At 67.5% G+C, this 15,010-nt stretch carries 18 protein-coding genes and 5 pseudogenes; 9 read left to right on the forward strand and 14 right to left on the reverse strand.

All coding sequences use genetic code 11. The annotated features are described in order from the left end of the window. Positions 1-213: 213 nt before the first annotated feature. From JF597_RS50790 to JF597_RS50815, 6 genes and pseudogenes are all read right to left on the reverse strand, one after another. Positions 214-996, reverse strand: coding sequence for a class I SAM-dependent methyltransferase (locus JF597_RS50790; RefSeq protein ID WP_294013220.1), 783 nt, complete (start codon positions 994-996; stop codon positions 214-216). Positions 997-1,038: 42 nt separating this feature from the next. After that, a pseudogene (locus JF597_RS50795) lies at positions 1,039-1,230 on the reverse strand (integrase); the annotation flags it as partial. A 30-nt stretch (positions 1,231-1,260) separates the two neighbouring features. After that, positions 1,261-2,019 (reverse strand): annotated as a pseudogene (locus JF597_RS50800) (transposase). Between the two features lie 57 nt (positions 2,020-2,076). Further along, positions 2,077-2,604, reverse strand: a complete 528-nt coding sequence (locus JF597_RS50805) for a DUF6584 family protein (RefSeq protein WP_294013223.1) — start codon at positions 2,602-2,604, stop codon at positions 2,077-2,079. Positions 2,605-2,747: 143 nt separating this feature from the next. Continuing rightward, positions 2,748-3,104, reverse strand: coding sequence for a nuclear transport factor 2 family protein (locus JF597_RS50810; RefSeq protein ID WP_294013225.1), 357 nt, complete (start codon positions 3,102-3,104; stop codon positions 2,748-2,750). A 51-nt stretch (positions 3,105-3,155) separates the two neighbouring features. After that, positions 3,156-3,380, reverse strand: a pseudogene (locus tag JF597_RS50815) (IS256 family transposase); the annotation flags it as partial. Between the two features lie 110 nt (positions 3,381-3,490). Here JF597_RS50815 and JF597_RS50820 point away from each other — a divergent pair. Then, entirely contained in the window at positions 3,491-3,688 is a 198-nt protein-coding gene (locus tag JF597_RS50820; RefSeq protein WP_294013228.1) for a hypothetical protein, read from the forward strand. A 636-nt stretch (positions 3,689-4,324) separates the two neighbouring features. On the opposite strand, the gene JF597_RS50825 is transcribed toward JF597_RS50820, so the two are convergent. Further along, complete coding sequence (locus JF597_RS50825; RefSeq protein ID WP_294013231.1) at positions 4,325-4,924, reverse strand: beta/gamma crystallin domain-containing protein; 600 nt, start codon at positions 4,922-4,924, stop codon at positions 4,325-4,327. A gap of 288 nt (positions 4,925-5,212) precedes the next feature. On the opposite strand from JF597_RS50825, the gene JF597_RS50830 reads away from it, so the two are divergent. The 4 genes from JF597_RS50830 (at position 5,213) to JF597_RS50845 (ending at position 7,556) form a co-directional block, all read left to right on the forward strand. Beyond that, positions 5,213-5,536, forward strand: coding sequence for a DUF6233 domain-containing protein (locus JF597_RS50830; RefSeq protein WP_294013234.1), 324 nt, complete (start codon positions 5,213-5,215; stop codon positions 5,534-5,536). 26 nt (positions 5,537-5,562) lie between these two features. Then, a complete protein-coding gene (locus JF597_RS50835; RefSeq protein WP_294013237.1) occupies positions 5,563-5,907 on the forward strand; it encodes a hypothetical protein in 345 nt (114 codons plus the stop codon). Between the two features lie 350 nt (positions 5,908-6,257). Further along, on the forward strand, positions 6,258-7,085 hold the full coding sequence (locus JF597_RS50840; protein ID WP_294013239.1) for an LLM class F420-dependent oxidoreductase: 828 nt from the start codon (positions 6,258-6,260) through the stop codon (positions 7,083-7,085). A gap of 33 nt (positions 7,086-7,118) precedes the next feature. After that, positions 7,119-7,556: a TIGR03668 family PPOX class F420-dependent oxidoreductase gene (locus tag JF597_RS50845; protein ID WP_294013241.1), complete on the forward strand. Its 438-nt coding sequence runs from the start codon at positions 7,119-7,121 to the stop codon at positions 7,554-7,556. Between the two features lie 85 nt (positions 7,557-7,641). On the opposite strand, the gene JF597_RS50850 is transcribed toward JF597_RS50845, so the two are convergent. After that, positions 7,642-8,028, reverse strand: a complete 387-nt coding sequence (locus JF597_RS50850) for a nuclear transport factor 2 family protein (protein WP_294013245.1) — start codon at positions 8,026-8,028, stop codon at positions 7,642-7,644. 169 nt (positions 8,029-8,197) lie between these two features. On the opposite strand from JF597_RS50850, the gene JF597_RS50855 reads away from it, so the two are divergent. Then, positions 8,198-9,403, forward strand: coding sequence for a transposase (locus JF597_RS50855; protein ID WP_294013248.1), 1,206 nt, complete (start codon positions 8,198-8,200; stop codon positions 9,401-9,403). On the opposite strand, the pseudogene JF597_RS50860 reads toward JF597_RS50855, so the two are convergent. Next, positions 9,393-9,533: pseudogene (locus JF597_RS50860) on the reverse strand (IS5/IS1182 family transposase); the annotation flags it as partial. The gene JF597_RS50855 and the pseudogene JF597_RS50860 sit on opposite strands and share 11 nt — an antisense overlap. A 484-nt stretch (positions 9,534-10,017) precedes the next feature. Here JF597_RS50860 and JF597_RS50865 point away from each other — a divergent pair. Further along, positions 10,018-10,173, forward strand: a complete 156-nt coding sequence (locus JF597_RS50865) for a hypothetical protein (RefSeq protein ID WP_294013250.1) — start codon at positions 10,018-10,020, stop codon at positions 10,171-10,173. Between the two features lie 78 nt (positions 10,174-10,251). On the opposite strand, the gene JF597_RS50870 is transcribed toward JF597_RS50865, so the two are convergent. The 3 genes and pseudogenes from JF597_RS50870 to JF597_RS55910 all read right to left on the reverse strand — a co-directional run. Continuing rightward, positions 10,252-11,001, reverse strand: a complete 750-nt coding sequence (locus tag JF597_RS50870; RefSeq protein ID WP_294013253.1) for a hypothetical protein — start codon at positions 10,999-11,001, stop codon at positions 10,252-10,254. A 50-nt stretch (positions 11,002-11,051) separates the two neighbouring features. After that, the gene (locus JF597_RS50875) at positions 11,052-11,909 is read right to left on the reverse strand and encodes an ISAs1 family transposase (RefSeq protein ID WP_294013256.1); all 858 of its coding nucleotides are present in this window, start codon (positions 11,907-11,909) and stop codon (positions 11,052-11,054) included. A gap of 56 nt (positions 11,910-11,965) precedes the next feature. After that, positions 11,966-12,307 (reverse strand): annotated as a pseudogene (locus JF597_RS55910) (transposase family protein); the annotation flags it as partial. A 110-nt stretch (positions 12,308-12,417) separates the two neighbouring features. On the opposite strand from JF597_RS55910, the gene JF597_RS55915 reads away from it, so the two are divergent. Continuing rightward, complete coding sequence (locus tag JF597_RS55915) at positions 12,418-12,849, forward strand: GNAT family N-acetyltransferase (RefSeq protein ID WP_366916572.1); 432 nt, start codon at positions 12,418-12,420, stop codon at positions 12,847-12,849. Positions 12,850-12,907: 58 nt separating this feature from the next. Here JF597_RS55915 and JF597_RS50880 read toward each other — a convergent pair whose 3' ends face one another. Continuing rightward, positions 12,908-13,573 (reverse strand): nitroreductase, encoded by a 666-nt coding sequence (locus JF597_RS50880; RefSeq protein ID WP_294013263.1) that lies wholly within the window; start codon positions 13,571-13,573, stop codon positions 12,908-12,910. Positions 13,574-13,906: 333 nt separating this feature from the next. Here JF597_RS50880 and JF597_RS50885 point away from each other — a divergent pair, with 333 nt between their 5' ends. Beyond that, the gene (locus JF597_RS50885) at positions 13,907-14,131 is read left to right on the forward strand and encodes a hypothetical protein (RefSeq protein ID WP_294013258.1); all 225 of its coding nucleotides are present in this window, start codon (positions 13,907-13,909) and stop codon (positions 14,129-14,131) included. A gap of 442 nt (positions 14,132-14,573) precedes the next feature. Here JF597_RS50885 and JF597_RS50890 read toward each other — a convergent pair whose 3' ends face one another. Continuing rightward, positions 14,574-14,816 (reverse strand): hypothetical protein, encoded by a 243-nt coding sequence (locus JF597_RS50890; RefSeq protein WP_294013260.1) that lies wholly within the window; start codon positions 14,814-14,816, stop codon positions 14,574-14,576. Positions 14,817-15,010: the final 194 nt, after the last annotated feature.

A 15,010-nucleotide genomic window follows, 5' to 3' on the forward strand; every position in this document is an offset into this window, starting at 1 on the left:
CCGGTGCGGCAGTTCCGTCCGGCGCACCAACTCGGCACGCTCAGCCTCGGACAGTGTGATCGCCACAGCAGACGGTCCCGAATGCGACATGCCAACAGGGTAGTAACTAACCCTCAGGATTTCTGGCGCATCACACTAGTGCTGTGACCGGCAAGGTTCGCCGGTTTGCTATGGATGAGCGGAAAGCCAGGCAGGGCGGAACCGATGTCTGGACTACTGCGCTGAGGGAGCGCGCTGTGCGGTGAGCACGGGCTGGTAGTACCCGCTGGAGGCCGGACTGTGCCAGGTGATGTTGGTGAAGCCGGCTTCAGCCACGAACTCTGTCAGCTGCGGGGGCGTCAGCGCCCAGTAGGTGCTTCGGCGGACTCGGACATGCCAGGTGGTCTCCGCGGAGATGAGCTGGAAGTGCTCCAGGTCGTAGCGCTCGCCGTCTTCATGCCAGTGCCACAGCTGGAAGGTGATCACTTGGCCGTCGCGTGTTTCCGAGACCTGGGGAGGTGTCGCCGTGGGTCTGGTCTGGCGCGTCTCGTCATAGGCCCGAACAGTGATCATCAACAGTCCGTCGTCTCGGAGCACCCGTCTCATGCCGAGGAGTGCCGCCCGGAGATCTTGCCCGGAGAGTAGGTGCGGGAGCGAGTTGTCCGCGCAGAGCACGACGTCGAATGACATCTCTTTGAACGGCAGTTGGCGCATGTCAGCCGCAGCGGCCGGAAGCCGGCTGCCCCGGGCCGCCGCCTCAGCGGCGGCGCGCGCGGCGGCGACCGGGCTCAGGTCGCTCCCGACGACCTGGTGCCCGGCCAGGGCCAGCCCGATGGCCTGGGTGCCGATCCCGCACGAGCAGTCCAGGACGGTGTGCGCTCCCGCGCCGAGAGATTGACGGAGGAGCCCGCCCAGTACCTCGGCCTGGTAGGCCATGCTCGCGTCCCAGTCCTGGAACATCAGGTGGTAGTCGTGGGCCAACTCGTCATAGAAATCCCGCACGGAGAGCTCGGACATGTATCCCACCGTAGTGTGTGGCCGCCGGGGAGGGCTGGCAGTTCAGGCAGCGGCTACCTGACTTCGGCCGCCCCAGCGGATGCCCTTCTCGCTGCGGATACGGGCGCGTTCGCGGCGTTGGGCCGCCAGCACGTCGGGGTGGCGGGTGTTCGCGTTGCGCCAGCGTAGGTAGGCGTGGAGGGCTCGGGTCTGTGCGATGTGGTTGCGGTGGTTGGAGTTGGCGATGGTGAACCGTGATCGGCTACCGCCCTCTCTGCTTGCCTATCAGCTGAGCGCGAGGTTGTGCAGGCGGGCGATGCCGCTCATCGCGTGATGGACGCCGTCGCCCTTCAAGCGGCAGTCGCGGAGGATCTTCCAGGTCTTCATGCGGGCGAAGGCGTGCTCAACACGGGCGCGGACCTGGCGGTGGGAAGTGTTGTGCTCTTCCTTCCAGGCCGGCAACTCGCTCTGCCCGCGCTCGCGGCGGTGCGGGATGACCAGGCCGGTGCCTCGGTAGCTGCCGTCGGCGATCACAGTGGTGCGGCCGACGGCGGCCTTGGCTCCGGACAGTGCCCACGCCTTGCAATCGTTGCGGCTTCCGGGTAGCGGCCACCACGACGCGCCGGGTGTCGGCGTCGATGACGACCTGGTGGTTGGTGGAGTAGCGGTAGTTCTTCGACCGCTCGGCCACCGTGTGGTCGCGGGTGGGGACCAGGGTTCCGTCTACGATGAGCACCGTCTCCTTACGAAACCACCTGCGGGGCTTGAGCGCGAGCAGGGGGCCAAGGTGGCTGATGATGGGTCAGCTGCGGACTTCGAGACGCCGAACAGCGGGGCGAGCTGTCGCAGCGTCAAGTTGGTGCGCCAGTACGCCGTGACCAGCAGCACCCACTCCCCCAGCGGCAGGCTCCACGGCCGACCTCTGCGGACCGCGTCAGCTCCTTCGTGCCGCAACTGCGTCACCAACGCGCCGAAACAGCGAGGGCTCAACCCGGTGAACGGGGCTATCCAGGACGGCTGCGACGCCGTGATCACAGCAGACACCGCTAGATCATTTCACTCGTCGCCAGGTGTCCTGTTCACCGGCCCTGGTGACCTGGGTCAGTCGAAGAGGGCAACGACGCCGTTCACCCAGATCGCGAGGAACGCAAGGATCCCCACCAGGCAGCCGACGCCCGCCAGCACGCCGCCGACCGTCCACGGCTCGGGGGGCGTCTCGTACTTCTCGTCCAGGCCGTCCCGGTAGGAGGCGGGGTCGTCCCAGTCAACGGAGTGTCCCAGCTCCTCGGCGCAGGCGGTCCGCACTGCGACCAGCTGCCCCTCCGCAAAGGCCGTGGCAGCCGTCGCCTCGGGGCCGCGCCAGGCGAGGGCCTTCATCCGCCACCCGGGAGACCCGTACCGCGCCTCGAAGGCAGCGGTCTCGTCGGCGTTGCGGTCCTCTTCGAGGTACATCCAGCGTCCGGCCTCGGCGTCGTCGCCGTAGAGCCGGTACACCTCGGCCAGACGCCGGCGGAGCGTCAGGTCGTAAGGGAAGGATGAGAGGAGACCGCGCAAACGCTGGCGCGCGACGGGAACCCGGCCGGCAGCCAGGTCTGCATCGACTCGGGTAAGGGTCTCTCTCAGGGGCATGAACGAATGATCGGGTACCGCACTGATCCACGTCGACCTGGTTTGTCGCTCCGCACTCGCTCGCTCTCATCGGCATCGACTGAACCCCGCTGTGACGGGACACCACCACTTGAGCAATCGTCAAGAGTTGTGGATCAGAATCGTCAGGGAGTGTTCCGGCGGTAGGTCCACATCTCGGCCATCTGACCGTCGAGGAGTCGGATCAGCCAGATGAGATGGCTGTCGATCGTGCCTGGGCGACTTTCGTGGCCGACGCCGCCGACCACGGACAGCAGATCGTCGCTGCCGAGGATCGTGTCGATGTGGAATCGGAGTCCTGGTCGGCTGGCGTGCGTCTGCGTGACGGCGCGTTGAACGTCAGCGGGCCCGGTCACCTCCGGGTGTGCATGGTCGGTCCAGTCCGGGCTCAGCACTTCCGGAGCGATCGAGGTGTCGCCCGTGTTCCACATCTGGAAGTACCGCTGCACGACGTGGTGGGAGGAGGCTGCTTGCGCGTCCATCGGGTTCTCCTTTGCTCCAGGCGGGGACAGCCTGCGAGATGAACCGTAAGATCACGCGGCCCTCGTGTCTGTCCGTTCGGCCAAGACGCCGTTCTCGAATCGGGCGCCGGAGCGCACGAGCGCGACGAGGTGGGCTCCCGTGATCGCTCGCCACCGAGCCTGGGCGGACTCGACGAGCTTGAAGACCATCGCGAGTGCCGCTGCCGGGCTGCCCGCCCCGCGGGTGACCTTCGTGCGCAGCTTGACCGTGGAGAACGTCGACTCGATCGGGTTCGTACCAGGTATGAAAGTCGTGGGTGCCGCTGTCCGCGTCCTGGTGACCAGGCTTCGGCCCGGTTGTACGGTGCGACCGTCAGGACGCGGCACACAAGTGCGGTGAGCCGAGCGTGCAGTTCGACGCGAAGGGCACCGTGTACGTGGACAACAACCAGGTCGGCTCGGGCCTGGACGCGAACCTGCTGAACCACAACCAGGTTGCGAAGTCGACGGACGGCGGCAAGATCTGGACCGGCCCCGTGTCCACGCCACTTCTCCTCGGCGGCGCCCCGAAGATGCGGGTGGACTCCGGGACCGGCAAGGTCTAGGCGGTCGCGGGAGCGGCGTGGGAGTACCCGAGCGCGGTCTCCGCAAGTGCTGACGGCGGCGAGACGTTCAGCAAGGACTCGCGGGTGATCCCGGGCCCAATGCCCTGTATCGAGGTGGCGCCGGGCATTCCGCTTGTGTGTGGCTACCCGGGACGTGAGATCGCCGTGTATGTCGGGATCCTCGTGTCCGCCTCGCAAGAGGCGGGCAAGCCGGTGGACTTCCACGTCAGCCACGACGACGGCAAAACGTGGACGAACACGACGGTGAACGACGGCCGGGGAATACCTGTTGCGGCGTTCACCGGGGCCCTGGTGCCGACCCCGGGGCTGGGTGCGGCCGCTGGCCCGGTCCCATGGGCGGCAGCCGATCCGTCTCACCGCGGCCGGTTCGCCGTCATGGTGCCCCGGGACTCCAACACCCTGGCGGTCTACGTCACCCCGGACGCCGGCCGGACCTGGACTGGGCCGGCCGTGATCTCCAAGACCCAGCCCGCCGGGGCACCTTCACTTCAAGCCACCAAACGAGATGATCTCTTACTCAGAGATGGTTGGCCACTGCTGATTCGGCTTCGACACGAAGAGGCCGGAGCACGGGATGTTCCGGCCTCTTCGTCGCCTGTACGGCGCCGCCAGCGGCTACACCTCGGTGAGTTTGAAGGTGAACTGGTTGCGGCCGTCTCGCGAGTAGTCCAGGTTCTCGGGCACGTTCGAGGCGTCGGCGACGTCGATCGACTTGGTGCTGGAGTTCCAGACGAAGTAGATGGCACCCACGGCGACGTAGACGCCAGAGTGCTCGTCTCGGACGTAGATGGCGGTGGTGACCGGCGGGCCGTCTTCGGGCATGACGCCGACGAGACCGTACTCCGGGTCGCCAGAATAGGCGATGGTGTCCCCGACGTCGTACGAAGCGATCTTCAGGCTGTACCGCCTGGCTGGGGCGCCGGTGAGGTCCTGGAGCCGTACCACGATGGGTAAGGTCGTGCTCTCGACGACCTTGAACCGGGTCAGTCCGCCGATGTCAGAGATGTCAGGCTGATCGATGTCCCATTCCTGGTACTTGCCGGTCTGGTTGGCGTGCTGCCAGGCCAGGACCTTGGCCTTCCGGCCGACCCTGACGGACTTGAACTTGTCGTTGAGTCCGCCCGGGTAGAGGTTCTCGTCGGCTCCGACCACATATGTGTGGGCGTCGCCCGTGTAGTTGGTTCGGGTGTAGAAGGTGACTTCTTGCTCGCTCATGTGCCCCTCTGTTGGATCGTGCGACCACGCTTCAGCGGATAGCTACCCTCTGCTTACGCATTGTCACTATGAGTGCGCGTCGCGAAGAGGCAATGCGCCGGACGAGCAATGCGCCGTCATGCGCCCTCGCCGTGTCCATCCTGGGGCGTCCCGTGTGGCCGAGGCGTGCGCTGCTGGCCCGGCACCCTAAAATCAAACGCACGAGCGATGCGCTGCCACTGGATCCCGCGCGCCTGCGCGTAATCCTTGCGCACCTTGAGCAGCAGCTCGCAGAGGACCAGGCAGGCGGTGCAGATCTATCTGCGGCTTCAGGCTGACGCGGTTCGGGCGGCGCTCGCCGCGGCTGGGAGGCCGACGCCGAACAGACAATGGCAACAGCCCCAGCGGTCGGCACTTGAGGTCCCCACCCTGCCGTACATGGTGGAGCAGCAGTTGAGCGAAAGGCATCCGCTCGGGGCCGATGTCCACCGCGCCGACTGCACCATGGCGCAGCGCGGCACTCGGCCCATCACCGCCGAGGGCGCCCGACAGGCCCTGGTGAAGGACCCGCAGTCTTTCCGTCCGTGCGAGTTCTGTCGGCCGGACAGGGGGCTGGGCATTGACGTCGCCTGACAGGAGGCACTCCCGCCCTGCTCCTCATGGAGCTCAGCTCAGCCTCCGGCCAGCCCGTCAACCCCGGAGTCATCACCCAGACGTTCACCGCCCCCACCGGCTTCGCCTTCACCGGCCAGCCCTGCTACGGCTACTGCGACTCCCCCGAAGACATCGTGACCGGCCACCGGGACAGCAACATCCAGAACAACGGCACCACAGTCGTGATCACCGGCAACCCCCACGTCAACACCACCAACAGCGACCGGGGCACCCTCACTTACACCTTCCCGCTGCGCGCCCTCGACAAGGCCCAGCCCGGCATCTACACCGACGGCCGCGCCGTCATCGGACGCCACGCCAGGATGATGCGAGCCTTCAACAGCTACTGAGCAGCCGGGCCGGGGTGGGGTTGTTCCGGTCCGGGTCGACGCGGTCCATGGCGTCGTTCCCCTCCCGCCACTCATGGCTGTAGAGGCCGTCGTGGTCGGCGGAGGCGCGGACGGTTGCGGCGCGCCCCCACAGCCTCGGTGAGCGCGGCGGTGCCCATGGCCTGCTGGAAGCGCAGCTACCCGTCCTCAGCCAGGATCGCGCGCCCTGCAGCGGCCGGCCGACGCGTCGGCCGGGCAGTGACACCGGGCACAGGGTCTGGGCGCCACGCCGCGGGCCGCCGTACCCGACGAGTTGCGACCGGCCGCGTCACACTGACAGCAGGTGTGCCGACGAGACGAGGTGGTCACGGATGAAGTTCGGAGTGTCGACATTTGTCACCGACGAGGGCATTGAGCCCAAGGCGTTGGGACCGGCCCTGGAGGAGCGCGGGTTCGACTCCTTGCTGCTGGCCGAACACTCGCACATTCCGGTCGAGCGGGAGTCCCCGTACCCAGGGGGCGGTGAGCTGCCGCGGATCTACTACCGGACGCTCGACCCGTTCGTGGCGCTCGCCGCGGCCGCCTCGGTGACCCGTGACCTGCTCCTGGGCACGGGCATCGCTCTGGTGGTCCAGCGCGACCCGATCCACACCGCGAAGGAGGTCGCCTCTCTCGATCTGATCTCCGGCGGCCGGGCCGTGTTCGGGGTCGGCGCGGGCTGGAACCGCGAGGAAATGCGCAACCACGGGACGGATCCGGCCGTCCGCGGACGGCTCATGGACGAACGCATCCGCGCCATGATCGAGCTGTGGACCAAGGAGAAGGCCGAGTTCCACGGCGACTTCGTCGACTTCGGCCCCGCCTACGCCTGGCCCAAGCCGGTCCAGAAGCCGCATCCGCCCATCTGGGTCGGGGGCGACAGCGAGCGCGCCTTCGAACGCGTCGCCGCCTACGGTGCGGCGTGGATGCCGAGCGATCTGCCGCTCGAGAAGCTCGGTGAACGCATCGCACATATGCGGCAGACGGCCGGGGATCGCCCGTCCGTCGTGGTGTACGCGGGCCGGCACGACCGGGAGGCGCTCGACACCTACACCGAACTCGGAGTCGAACGAGTCCTGTTGTATCTGCCGACCCTGCCCGAGGACCAGACGCTGCGCACCCTGGACGAACTGGCCGAGGCCACGTCCGGGCACCGGTGACAGCTCGCGGCCGCCGCTGAATCGGAGCTGACCGTGCCGGACATGGACGAGAACGAGGCGCGCCGCCGGTTCACGACCGCGCGGGTGGCGCGCCTGGCGACGGTGGACGCGGGCCTGCGCCCCCATCTGGTGCCGGTCGTCTTCGCGGCCCACGGTGAGGAGATCGTCACCGCGGTGGACTGGAAACCGAAGAGGTCGCAGCGGCTGAAACGGCTGGACAACATCGCGGCCCACCCGGCTGTCTGCCTGCTCGTCGACGCGTACGACGAGAACTGGGAGCGGCTGTGGTGGGTCCGCGCGGACGGTGCCGCCCGCGTGCTGCCGCCAGGCACCGAGGGCGAGTACCCGGCGGCCGTCGCCCTGTTGCGGGAGAAGTACGCGCCGTACCGGCAGCGACCGCCGACCGGTCCGGCGCTCGTGATCGCCGTCCGCCGGTGGCACGGCTGGCGTGCCGCGCCGGAGGGCTGCTGAAAGATCTCCCACAGCCCGTCGGGCGCCAGACGCTCCGTTGTTCCCATGCAAGTGGCAACGAACCATCACCGTCCGAGACTCGCAGTTACATGCTGTCGGGCGGGATGGGCGTGGCCTGGTGGTAGTACATCTGCCAGGTTGCGTCCGGACCCTGCTTGCGCCAGAGCGAACTGCGCCGTGCCCGGTTTCCATCCAGCGTGGTCTCGTAGGTGAGGTGCACCAGCCCGGCGGCCAGCAGGACTCCGGTGAACTTTGAGGGCTCGTAGCGCGGACCACCTTCTGCCGCACCGTCCATCTCGGGCATCGAGGCAAGCATCTCGTCACACGTCCACCGCCGCCCCGAAGCACCGACCTCTACGAAGTCCGGGTCCAGTAGTTGCTGGGCAAGCGAGCGTGATCCGCGCACCTTGGGGTCCATGAGGCGCAGCTCGCCTGCGATCGCTTCGCGTACCTCGTCTGTCTCTCGGCTCATGCAGGCATCTTTGCTCAGGTGGCCAAGCCGATCGCAACCGAGTCACCACGCGGAGCACAACTCGGCTTCAGGGCTGGCTGGGCACGCCTATCGAGAGGACCTCAAAGTTGGCTGTGCCCTCACCAGGCCGGGGTCGTTTGGCGATGACGGTCTCCGAGGGGGTGGCTTTATGGATGTGCTGGTCGAGAGAGTCGCTGGACTCGACGTGTCCAAGGGCGATGTGAAGGCCTGCGTCCGGGGGCCTATCTCCCAGGGTTCACGACGCCATCGGGATGAGGTCCGCACTTTCACCACGATGACCAGGTCACTGCTGTTGCTGTCGGACTGGCTGGCCGAGCAGGACGTTCAGCTGGTGGTCATGGAGGCAACAGCGGACTACTGGAAACCCGTGTTCTACCTGCTCGAGGAACGGTTCGAGGTCCGGCTGGTCAACGCCCGCGGCATCAAGGGGGTGCCAGGCCGCAAGACCGACGTCTCCGACGCCCGTTGGATCGCCCAGGTGGCCCAGCACGGTCTGGTCTCCCCGTCCTTCGTGCCACCACCGCTCATTCGTCGCACCATGTTCGAAGCACTCATCGCCGGTGAGCGTGACCCGGCGGCGCTGGCCGATCTGGGCGTCGGGAAGGCCCGCTCGAAGACGACGGACCTCCGCGAGGCCCTGACCGGCCGCTTCGAAGACCACCACGCCTTCTTGACGTCCCAGGCCCTGGCCCACATCGACGCCATCGATACGCAGACCACCGCGTTCGATCAGCGCATTGATGCCGAGGCCGCGCCCTTGCGCCGGCAGCGCGATCTCCTGGTCACCATCCCCGGTATCTCAACCCGCCTCGCACAGGTACTGATCGCCGAGACGGGCACCGACATGACACGCCTCTCCACCGCAGTCGCTCTGGCGAGATGGAGTGGCGTGGCTCCTGGAAACAACCAGTCAGCGGGGCGAAGTTACTCAGGCGCCACGACGCACGGCAACGTCTGGCTGAAGGGCGCCCTCGGCGATGCGGCTGCCGCCGCGGCACACACCAAGGGCACCTACCTCACCGCCCACTACCGCCGGCTGATCAGACGCATGGGCAAGAAGCGCGCACTCGTCGCGGTCATGCACAAGATCGTTATCGCCACATGGCACATGCTCACCAACGACACCGACGACCTGGACCCTGCCAGTGGCAACAGCAGCCGCACCAGGTCAAGCGCCGGCAGCAACGGCTCATCGCCGAGCTACGCGCCCTCGGGGTCGACACGTCCGGCCTCGCAACCGCTTGACCTCCCACACCCCAGCCCTACAGCCGGGGCAATCAACCATGCCCTCGCACGGCCATTTTCGAGTCAGATCCTCCGCGACTGCCGACTAAGACCTCATCTCATTTGGTGAGTCTGCGGTAGCAGATGAGGGTGCAGGCGATGCTGGTGAAGGCCAGGAAGTGTTCGGCTTTGCGCTCGTAGCGGCGGTGCAGTCTGCGGCATCCGGCGAGCCAGGACATCGTGCGTTCAGTCAACAGCTGCGACGCCTGATCGCCGGGGGCTGCAGCTGGGGCACCCTCGGCGCGATCGGCCTCGCCCTGCATGTGGGAAAGCCGGTCGCTTCACTGCACGGTTGGGGTCTTCCGGCGCAGTCCGTCTCGTCTCCTGAGGCTCAGCTGCTCCTCAAGGTGTCCACAGCTGTCGAGGCTGTCCGAACTGTGCTGCAGTCTCTTCCCCAGGATCGTGCCGAGTGAGCCCGCCTGAGCCGACGAACCCACCCGCCGCCCGCCATTTTTGGAATTGTGGAAGGCCGGCATACGAACTCGCCCAGCAGCACTACGACACCGACCTGGAACTGCATTGCGGCCGTCCGCGCTCGCAACGGTACGGGCCCGGCCACACAAGCGGCGGGCGACAAGCACGGTCACGGAAAACCGGTAGCGCCCGTGCAGGACTGTCACTACCGTCCCCGGGACGGAAATCGAGGTCAGGGAAGTCCTGGACCACCGCCCGGAAGACGACCCGGTGCGGGCGCTGATCGACGAACTCGGCCAGAGCGACTGGGTACGGTTCACCGCAGAGTTCCACCCGAGCTCCCACCTGCTCGCCGCATACTCGGCGGGTCCACTGCCGATAGGCTTCTGCCGCTACGTCGTCCAGCCCATAGGCCCCCAGGGGTGATGCGTTCTCACGTGCTGAGATGGAGTTTCGTGGGCGCCTGCTCGGGTCGAGGCGGATGCTCCTCGGTATCGGTTGCGGTCAATGACTTGATGTCGAGGCCCATGCGCTGGTTCCCGCCAGGAAACAGGCGACGGTGTAGCTGCCCAGCGCGGGCAGCAGGAGCGCCGCAAGCATGACCCACACGCCGAAGAACAAGTGCACGAAGGGGGGAACGGATGATCGCGGATCCAGGCCCAGGCGGCTACGGGCGTGCCTGGTCACCTTGACCGATGCGCCGGAGGGTTGGGCATCCGCCCTCACGACGGCGCGGCGTATGGAGTCCTCCGCCCGCGTGTCATGGCCGATCGTCAAGCGCAGCCCGTGCCGGTCTCGCAGGCGCAACTCATCGATTGTGCCGCCGTATCGGCCGATCGCAGCGAACCGGCGGACACTGGCCAGTGCGTCCAGTTCAATCGTGCGGACGCCGGTGAGCGTGCGGGCAGACACGACTGGTCTCCCCTCGACGCTGGAGACGTGCGCCGTGCTCGCGTCCCCGAGCCAGATCAGGTATGCCAGCACTCCAGCGACGAATCCGGCCCCGGTGGCGATCCCGGTGTCCGTCTCCTTCAACACATGGGTTCGGATCAGCCCCGCATCTGTGAGGACGACCGTCGCCCATGCCGCGCCCACGATCCCCAGCCCCAACCGCATGCGGCGCCGGGCAAGCCAAGGCTCCATCGGGTCGGGTGGCAGCTTTCGCCGCGAACGACGCATGTGCCGGTCGAGCCGGCGACGTTGCACTGCGAGAGATGCCTTGTTCTTGGTCCATGAAGCTCCCTGCCCCCACATGGCCGCAGGTTAAGCCCACAGGAGACGGGGAGGCCAGCATTCCGCACCACTCATGCAGCGATCTCGTGCTCGTCGCGGTGCTGGAGCTGAGCGATGTCGGCGGGGTCGAGGAGCAGGGTTGACGGGTTCTCAGGCTTCAAGAGCGAGTAGTTGGAGAGCGTGGTCCGTTCGTGACCGGTAGTGGTCGTCGCGGCGGCGATGATCGTCCAGCCGGCCTGGCGGACAAGGCCGATGGCGAGGTTGCGGAGGGATGCCATCGCGCGGGGCGCGGTGCCGATACGGACGCGGGAGGCGTCCTCGGCGAAGGCCACGTCTCTCACGTGGTGCAGTGCCTCGACCTGCCAGTGTCCACGGATCAGTTCGGCGATCCGTTCCGGGGTGGTCTGTTCGGGGGCGAGGCTGGTGACCGCGTAGATCGTCTTGATGGTGGTCCTGTTCGTCGTGCGGCTGGTGCGGCGGCGCTTGACCTCGATGGCCTGCACGGCGTGCGGGAAGAGGAGACCGGGCTGGACGGTGCAGACCTTGAGCCGGCGGATCTCGCGCCGGCCGTGACCCTGTTCGCGGGTGCGGTGCTGTAGTGGGACCTCACGCCAGGGCAGATGTCTCAGCTGTCGGCGGAGCTTTTTCTGGTTGCCCTTGACGACCAAGATGGAGTGCCCGCCCCGGACGCTGACGTGTGCGGCATGGCTGGTCCGGGTGTGCATCGCGTCGGCGGTGATGACATATCCGCGCAGGTCAAGCCGTTCCAACAGCGGTCCGAAGGCTGAGATTTCGTTACTCTTCGCGGCGATCTGCTGCTGGGAGATGACGGCCTGGCCCTCGTGCAGGACAGCGGCGAGGAGGTGGACGGCTGTCTGCTCGCCGGTGCGGCTGCCACGTACGGCCTTGCCGTCGACGGCCACACCCACCAGCTCCGCGGCTCCTTCGTCGGCCGGTCACTGGCGTGGCGGGCCAGCCAGGCGCCCACGGCGTCGTCGAGAGCGTCGCCGTCCAGACGTGACAGCAGACGGCCCGGGGTGGTCGCGCATGGCGGACGGCGCAGTCCGATCCTCGCCCGCGCCCCGGGAGAGGTATCGATGGCATAGCGGGCAATGCCGGCCAGCGTGGTGGCACCGCCGAGCACGGCGAGCAGGCACAGTGCGAGCAGTGACCCCAGCCGGTAGCGGCGGCCTTGCACCCGTCGTGGATCGGGAAGCCGATCCAACACCTCCGCCAGTGCGGCGAGTTCGGATTGCTCGGCAGGCACGTGCGGTAGGTCGACGTCTTCGCGGCGGCGCTGGAGAACCTCGATCAGGGAGGATGACATGCGAACGCGACCCCTGTTTCGTGATCAAAGGCTTCGAGAACCCTGATCATCAAGGGTCGCGTTCGCCACATCCAAGTATGAACAGGTAGGCCACCACGGTACGTTCAAGCATGAGTCACCCATCTTGCCACGTGGGAACGCACGCACCCTGCATAGGCCCCGACACCGGCTGCCCGCCCGTCACCCTCCAGGGACAACCGGTGCACGAAGCGAAAATCCTCGCCTTCGGCGTCCCCGAGCAATGGCGCCGACGCGGCGTGGGAACCGCCCTGCAGCAAGCGGTCATCTCGGCAGCCGCCACGAAGGGCTGCCACCAAGTCAGATCACACAGCTCCGTGGCCGGTCGGCTATCAGGCGCACCTCCGCCGGCGGGAGGGAAACGAGATCACCGGTCCATCCGCGCTGCCGTACACCACCGAGACCGAGGTCGACGTCCAGGGACTTCCCGCCTGGACGGTGGGTGCACCAGCGGCGGACGGCGCTGCCGGCCAGGGATCTGGAGGAACGGCGCAAGGAACGGCCGGGCACCGAGGCCGGAATGATCAGGGAGGCCGGCGAGGTCACGAGTCCGGCGCGATGAGGCCGCGGGCCGCCTCGCGGTCACACTCCGATGAAGCTCACTGTTTCTGTCATGTCCGCCCGCCCGGTCCGCAGCCGTGGCACGCCCTCCTTCTCGAATCCCACCGAGACACCGCAGAACAGTACGAGCCCGTCGTCGGATCCGACTGTCTGGCTGACAGTCTTGCGATACATCGTCCACATCACCTGAGGGCAGCTGTGCAGCCCTTCCGCCCTCAGCAACAGCATGACCGTTTGCAGATACATGCCCGCGTCCCCCCACTGCCCGGGCCCCATCATCCGGTCGAGGTAGCAGAAGAGGACGATCGGCGCCCCGAACGCCTCCGAGTTCAGGGCGGCGACCTTCATGGGCCTGTCGGGGTCGTCGCGATCGATGCCCAGCGCCGTGTACCGCTGGCTGGCCGCGGAGGAAAACCGCTCCAGATACGGCGAAGTCAGTTCGGACGGGTAGATCGGATACTCCCGCTCATCCCCCGGGTCTCCCGCTCGTGCCCTGGCCGTCGCGCGCCTCTTCAGTTCGGCCAAGGGCTCGCCGGTCACGACATACACATGCCACGGCTGGAGGTTCCCGCTCGACGGAGCCCGCGTGGCAGCAGCCAGCACTCGTTCGAGTACCTCTTTGGGCACCGGCTCATCACTGAACGCCCGCACGGCCCGGCGACTGCCCACGGCTTCATACACATCCACGCCGTCTCCGCCCTCCCACCCCACGACAGACAAAGAGGGTTTTCCATCCTCACGCTGACGCCACACGTTCCCCGCTGTGGAAGGACAGTCACCAGGCAGCCGGCACAGGTGGCGCTGCACCCCGTCCACCCGCACCCGCACCCGCACCCGCATCGCCAAAACAGCCAAGACCAGAGCCACCGCTGCGCAGAAGTCACGGCTGACCGTTCTGCTGGACGGCGCCACGCAGCCGGCCACGGTGACCGCCCTGACCATCGTCTGAAACAACGGATTCAGCGACCTGTTCAACCGCATCGCCCGCCGCCGCCCGATGACCACCGCAGCGGAGATGGTGTGGGCGTTCCTGCCCCGCGCGCCCCGGGCACTGACAAGGTCACCTCCAGCGCCGTGCTGGAGCCCGCCTACGAGGTCGGCGGAGACGCTTTCGACCACGGCCTGGACGACGGACGACGGCACCGGATCGTGGTCGACGCGATGGGCCACGACCTGGCCGGGGGCTGGCCTCGGCCGTCGCCCTGGCCGGCTGCCGGTCCGTCCGACGCGCAGGCGGCACTCTGACAGACAGCACCGGCCGGATCGACGAAAATCTGCATCGCCAGCGGCCCGGTGACCTGCTCACCAGTGTCTTCGCGCACCTCGACCTCGAAACCGGACGACTGCACTGGAACGATGCCGGCAGAAGCCCTGCGCCGCCTCATGCACGCCGTCCTCGACCACCTGGAAGACGAGGCCACCGTCCTCCCCGCCGCACGGCACCCGGACATCAGCACCACCCGCCCACGAGAACCACCCGGCCCCGCGCTGCCAAGCCGCACAGGGAACGCTGCCCACGGGCAGCCGCGAGCCTCCCGTGGGGAGCCGGGAGGCGCGGCGGGCCCCCCGCCACAGGGGAGCGGCAGGGCCCGAGGGGGGCCTCCACCCGGGGGTGGCGAGGCGCCGTCCGCACACCATGCACCCCAAACCAGCCACCGGGATAGATCTCGGCCGGAAATAGGCGCTGTCAGTGCCAACGGCACTGGTGCTGCTCCCCGGACTCCACGACGCCGAGACCGACCTCGCCACCGAATACCGCGCCGTCGCCGACCGCCACGCCGTCGATCACGGCACCCACTACCCGTGCCTCACCGTCGTCCAGCAGTGCGACGGGCACGCCGCACGGGTACGCGAGATGGCCGACCACTCCGCCAAGGGCATCCCCGACACCCCGCCAGTCCCACCCCATCGCCGCCGCTGCGGGTGCCATCCGGCACAGGTACCTCAGAACTCCTCGGCCGGCGCCCCGAATCAGGACTGCTTCTCTGAGGTTCCCCCGCTGTGCGGGGCGGCTGACTAGCCGGTCAGGGCGGTTTGACGTGGTTTCAGGTTCACTTGTTCGGTCGCTGCCTGGTCGGCGTAGTGCTTCTCCTCGTACTCGATCGGGCTGAGGTAGCCGAGCCG

It is taken from the genome of Streptomyces sp., assembly GCF_019510245.1.
Taxonomy (GTDB): Bacteria; Actinomycetota; Actinomycetes; order Streptomycetales; family Streptomycetaceae; genus Streptomyces.

Coding starts and splice junctions, on each gene's coding strand:
- JF597_RS50790 (WP_294013220.1), bottom strand. CDS start 996: ATGTCCGAGCTCTCCGTGCGGGATTTCTATGACGAGTTGGCCCACGAC.
- JF597_RS50805 (WP_294013223.1), bottom strand. CDS start 2,604: ATGCCCCTGAGAGAGACCCTTACCCGAGTCGATGCAGACCTGGCTGCC.
- JF597_RS50810 (WP_294013225.1), bottom strand. CDS start 3,104: ATGGACGCGCAAGCAGCCTCCTCCCACCACGTCGTGCAGCGGTACTTC.
- JF597_RS50825 (WP_294013231.1), bottom strand. CDS start 4,924: ATGAGCGAGCAAGAAGTCACCTTCTACACCCGAACCAACTACACGGGC.
- JF597_RS50835 (WP_294013237.1), top strand. CDS start 5,563: ATGGAGCTCAGCTCAGCCTCCGGCCAGCCCGTCAACCCCGGAGTCATC.
- JF597_RS50840 (WP_294013239.1), top strand. CDS start 6,258: ATGAAGTTCGGAGTGTCGACATTTGTCACCGACGAGGGCATTGAGCCC.
- JF597_RS50850 (WP_294013245.1), bottom strand. CDS start 8,028: ATGAGCCGAGAGACAGACGAGGTACGCGAAGCGATCGCAGGCGAGCTG.
- JF597_RS50855 (WP_294013248.1), top strand. CDS start 8,198: ATGGATGTGCTGGTCGAGAGAGTCGCTGGACTCGACGTGTCCAAGGGC.
- JF597_RS50870 (WP_294013253.1), bottom strand. CDS start 11,001: ATGTGGGGGCAGGGAGCTTCATGGACCAAGAACAAGGCATCTCTCGCA.
- JF597_RS55915 (WP_366916572.1), top strand. CDS start 12,418: ATGAGTCACCCATCTTGCCACGTGGGAACGCACGCACCCTGCATAGGC.
- JF597_RS50890 (WP_294013260.1), bottom strand. CDS start 14,816: ATGGCACCCGCAGCGGCGGCGATGGGGTGGGACTGGCGGGGTGTCGGG.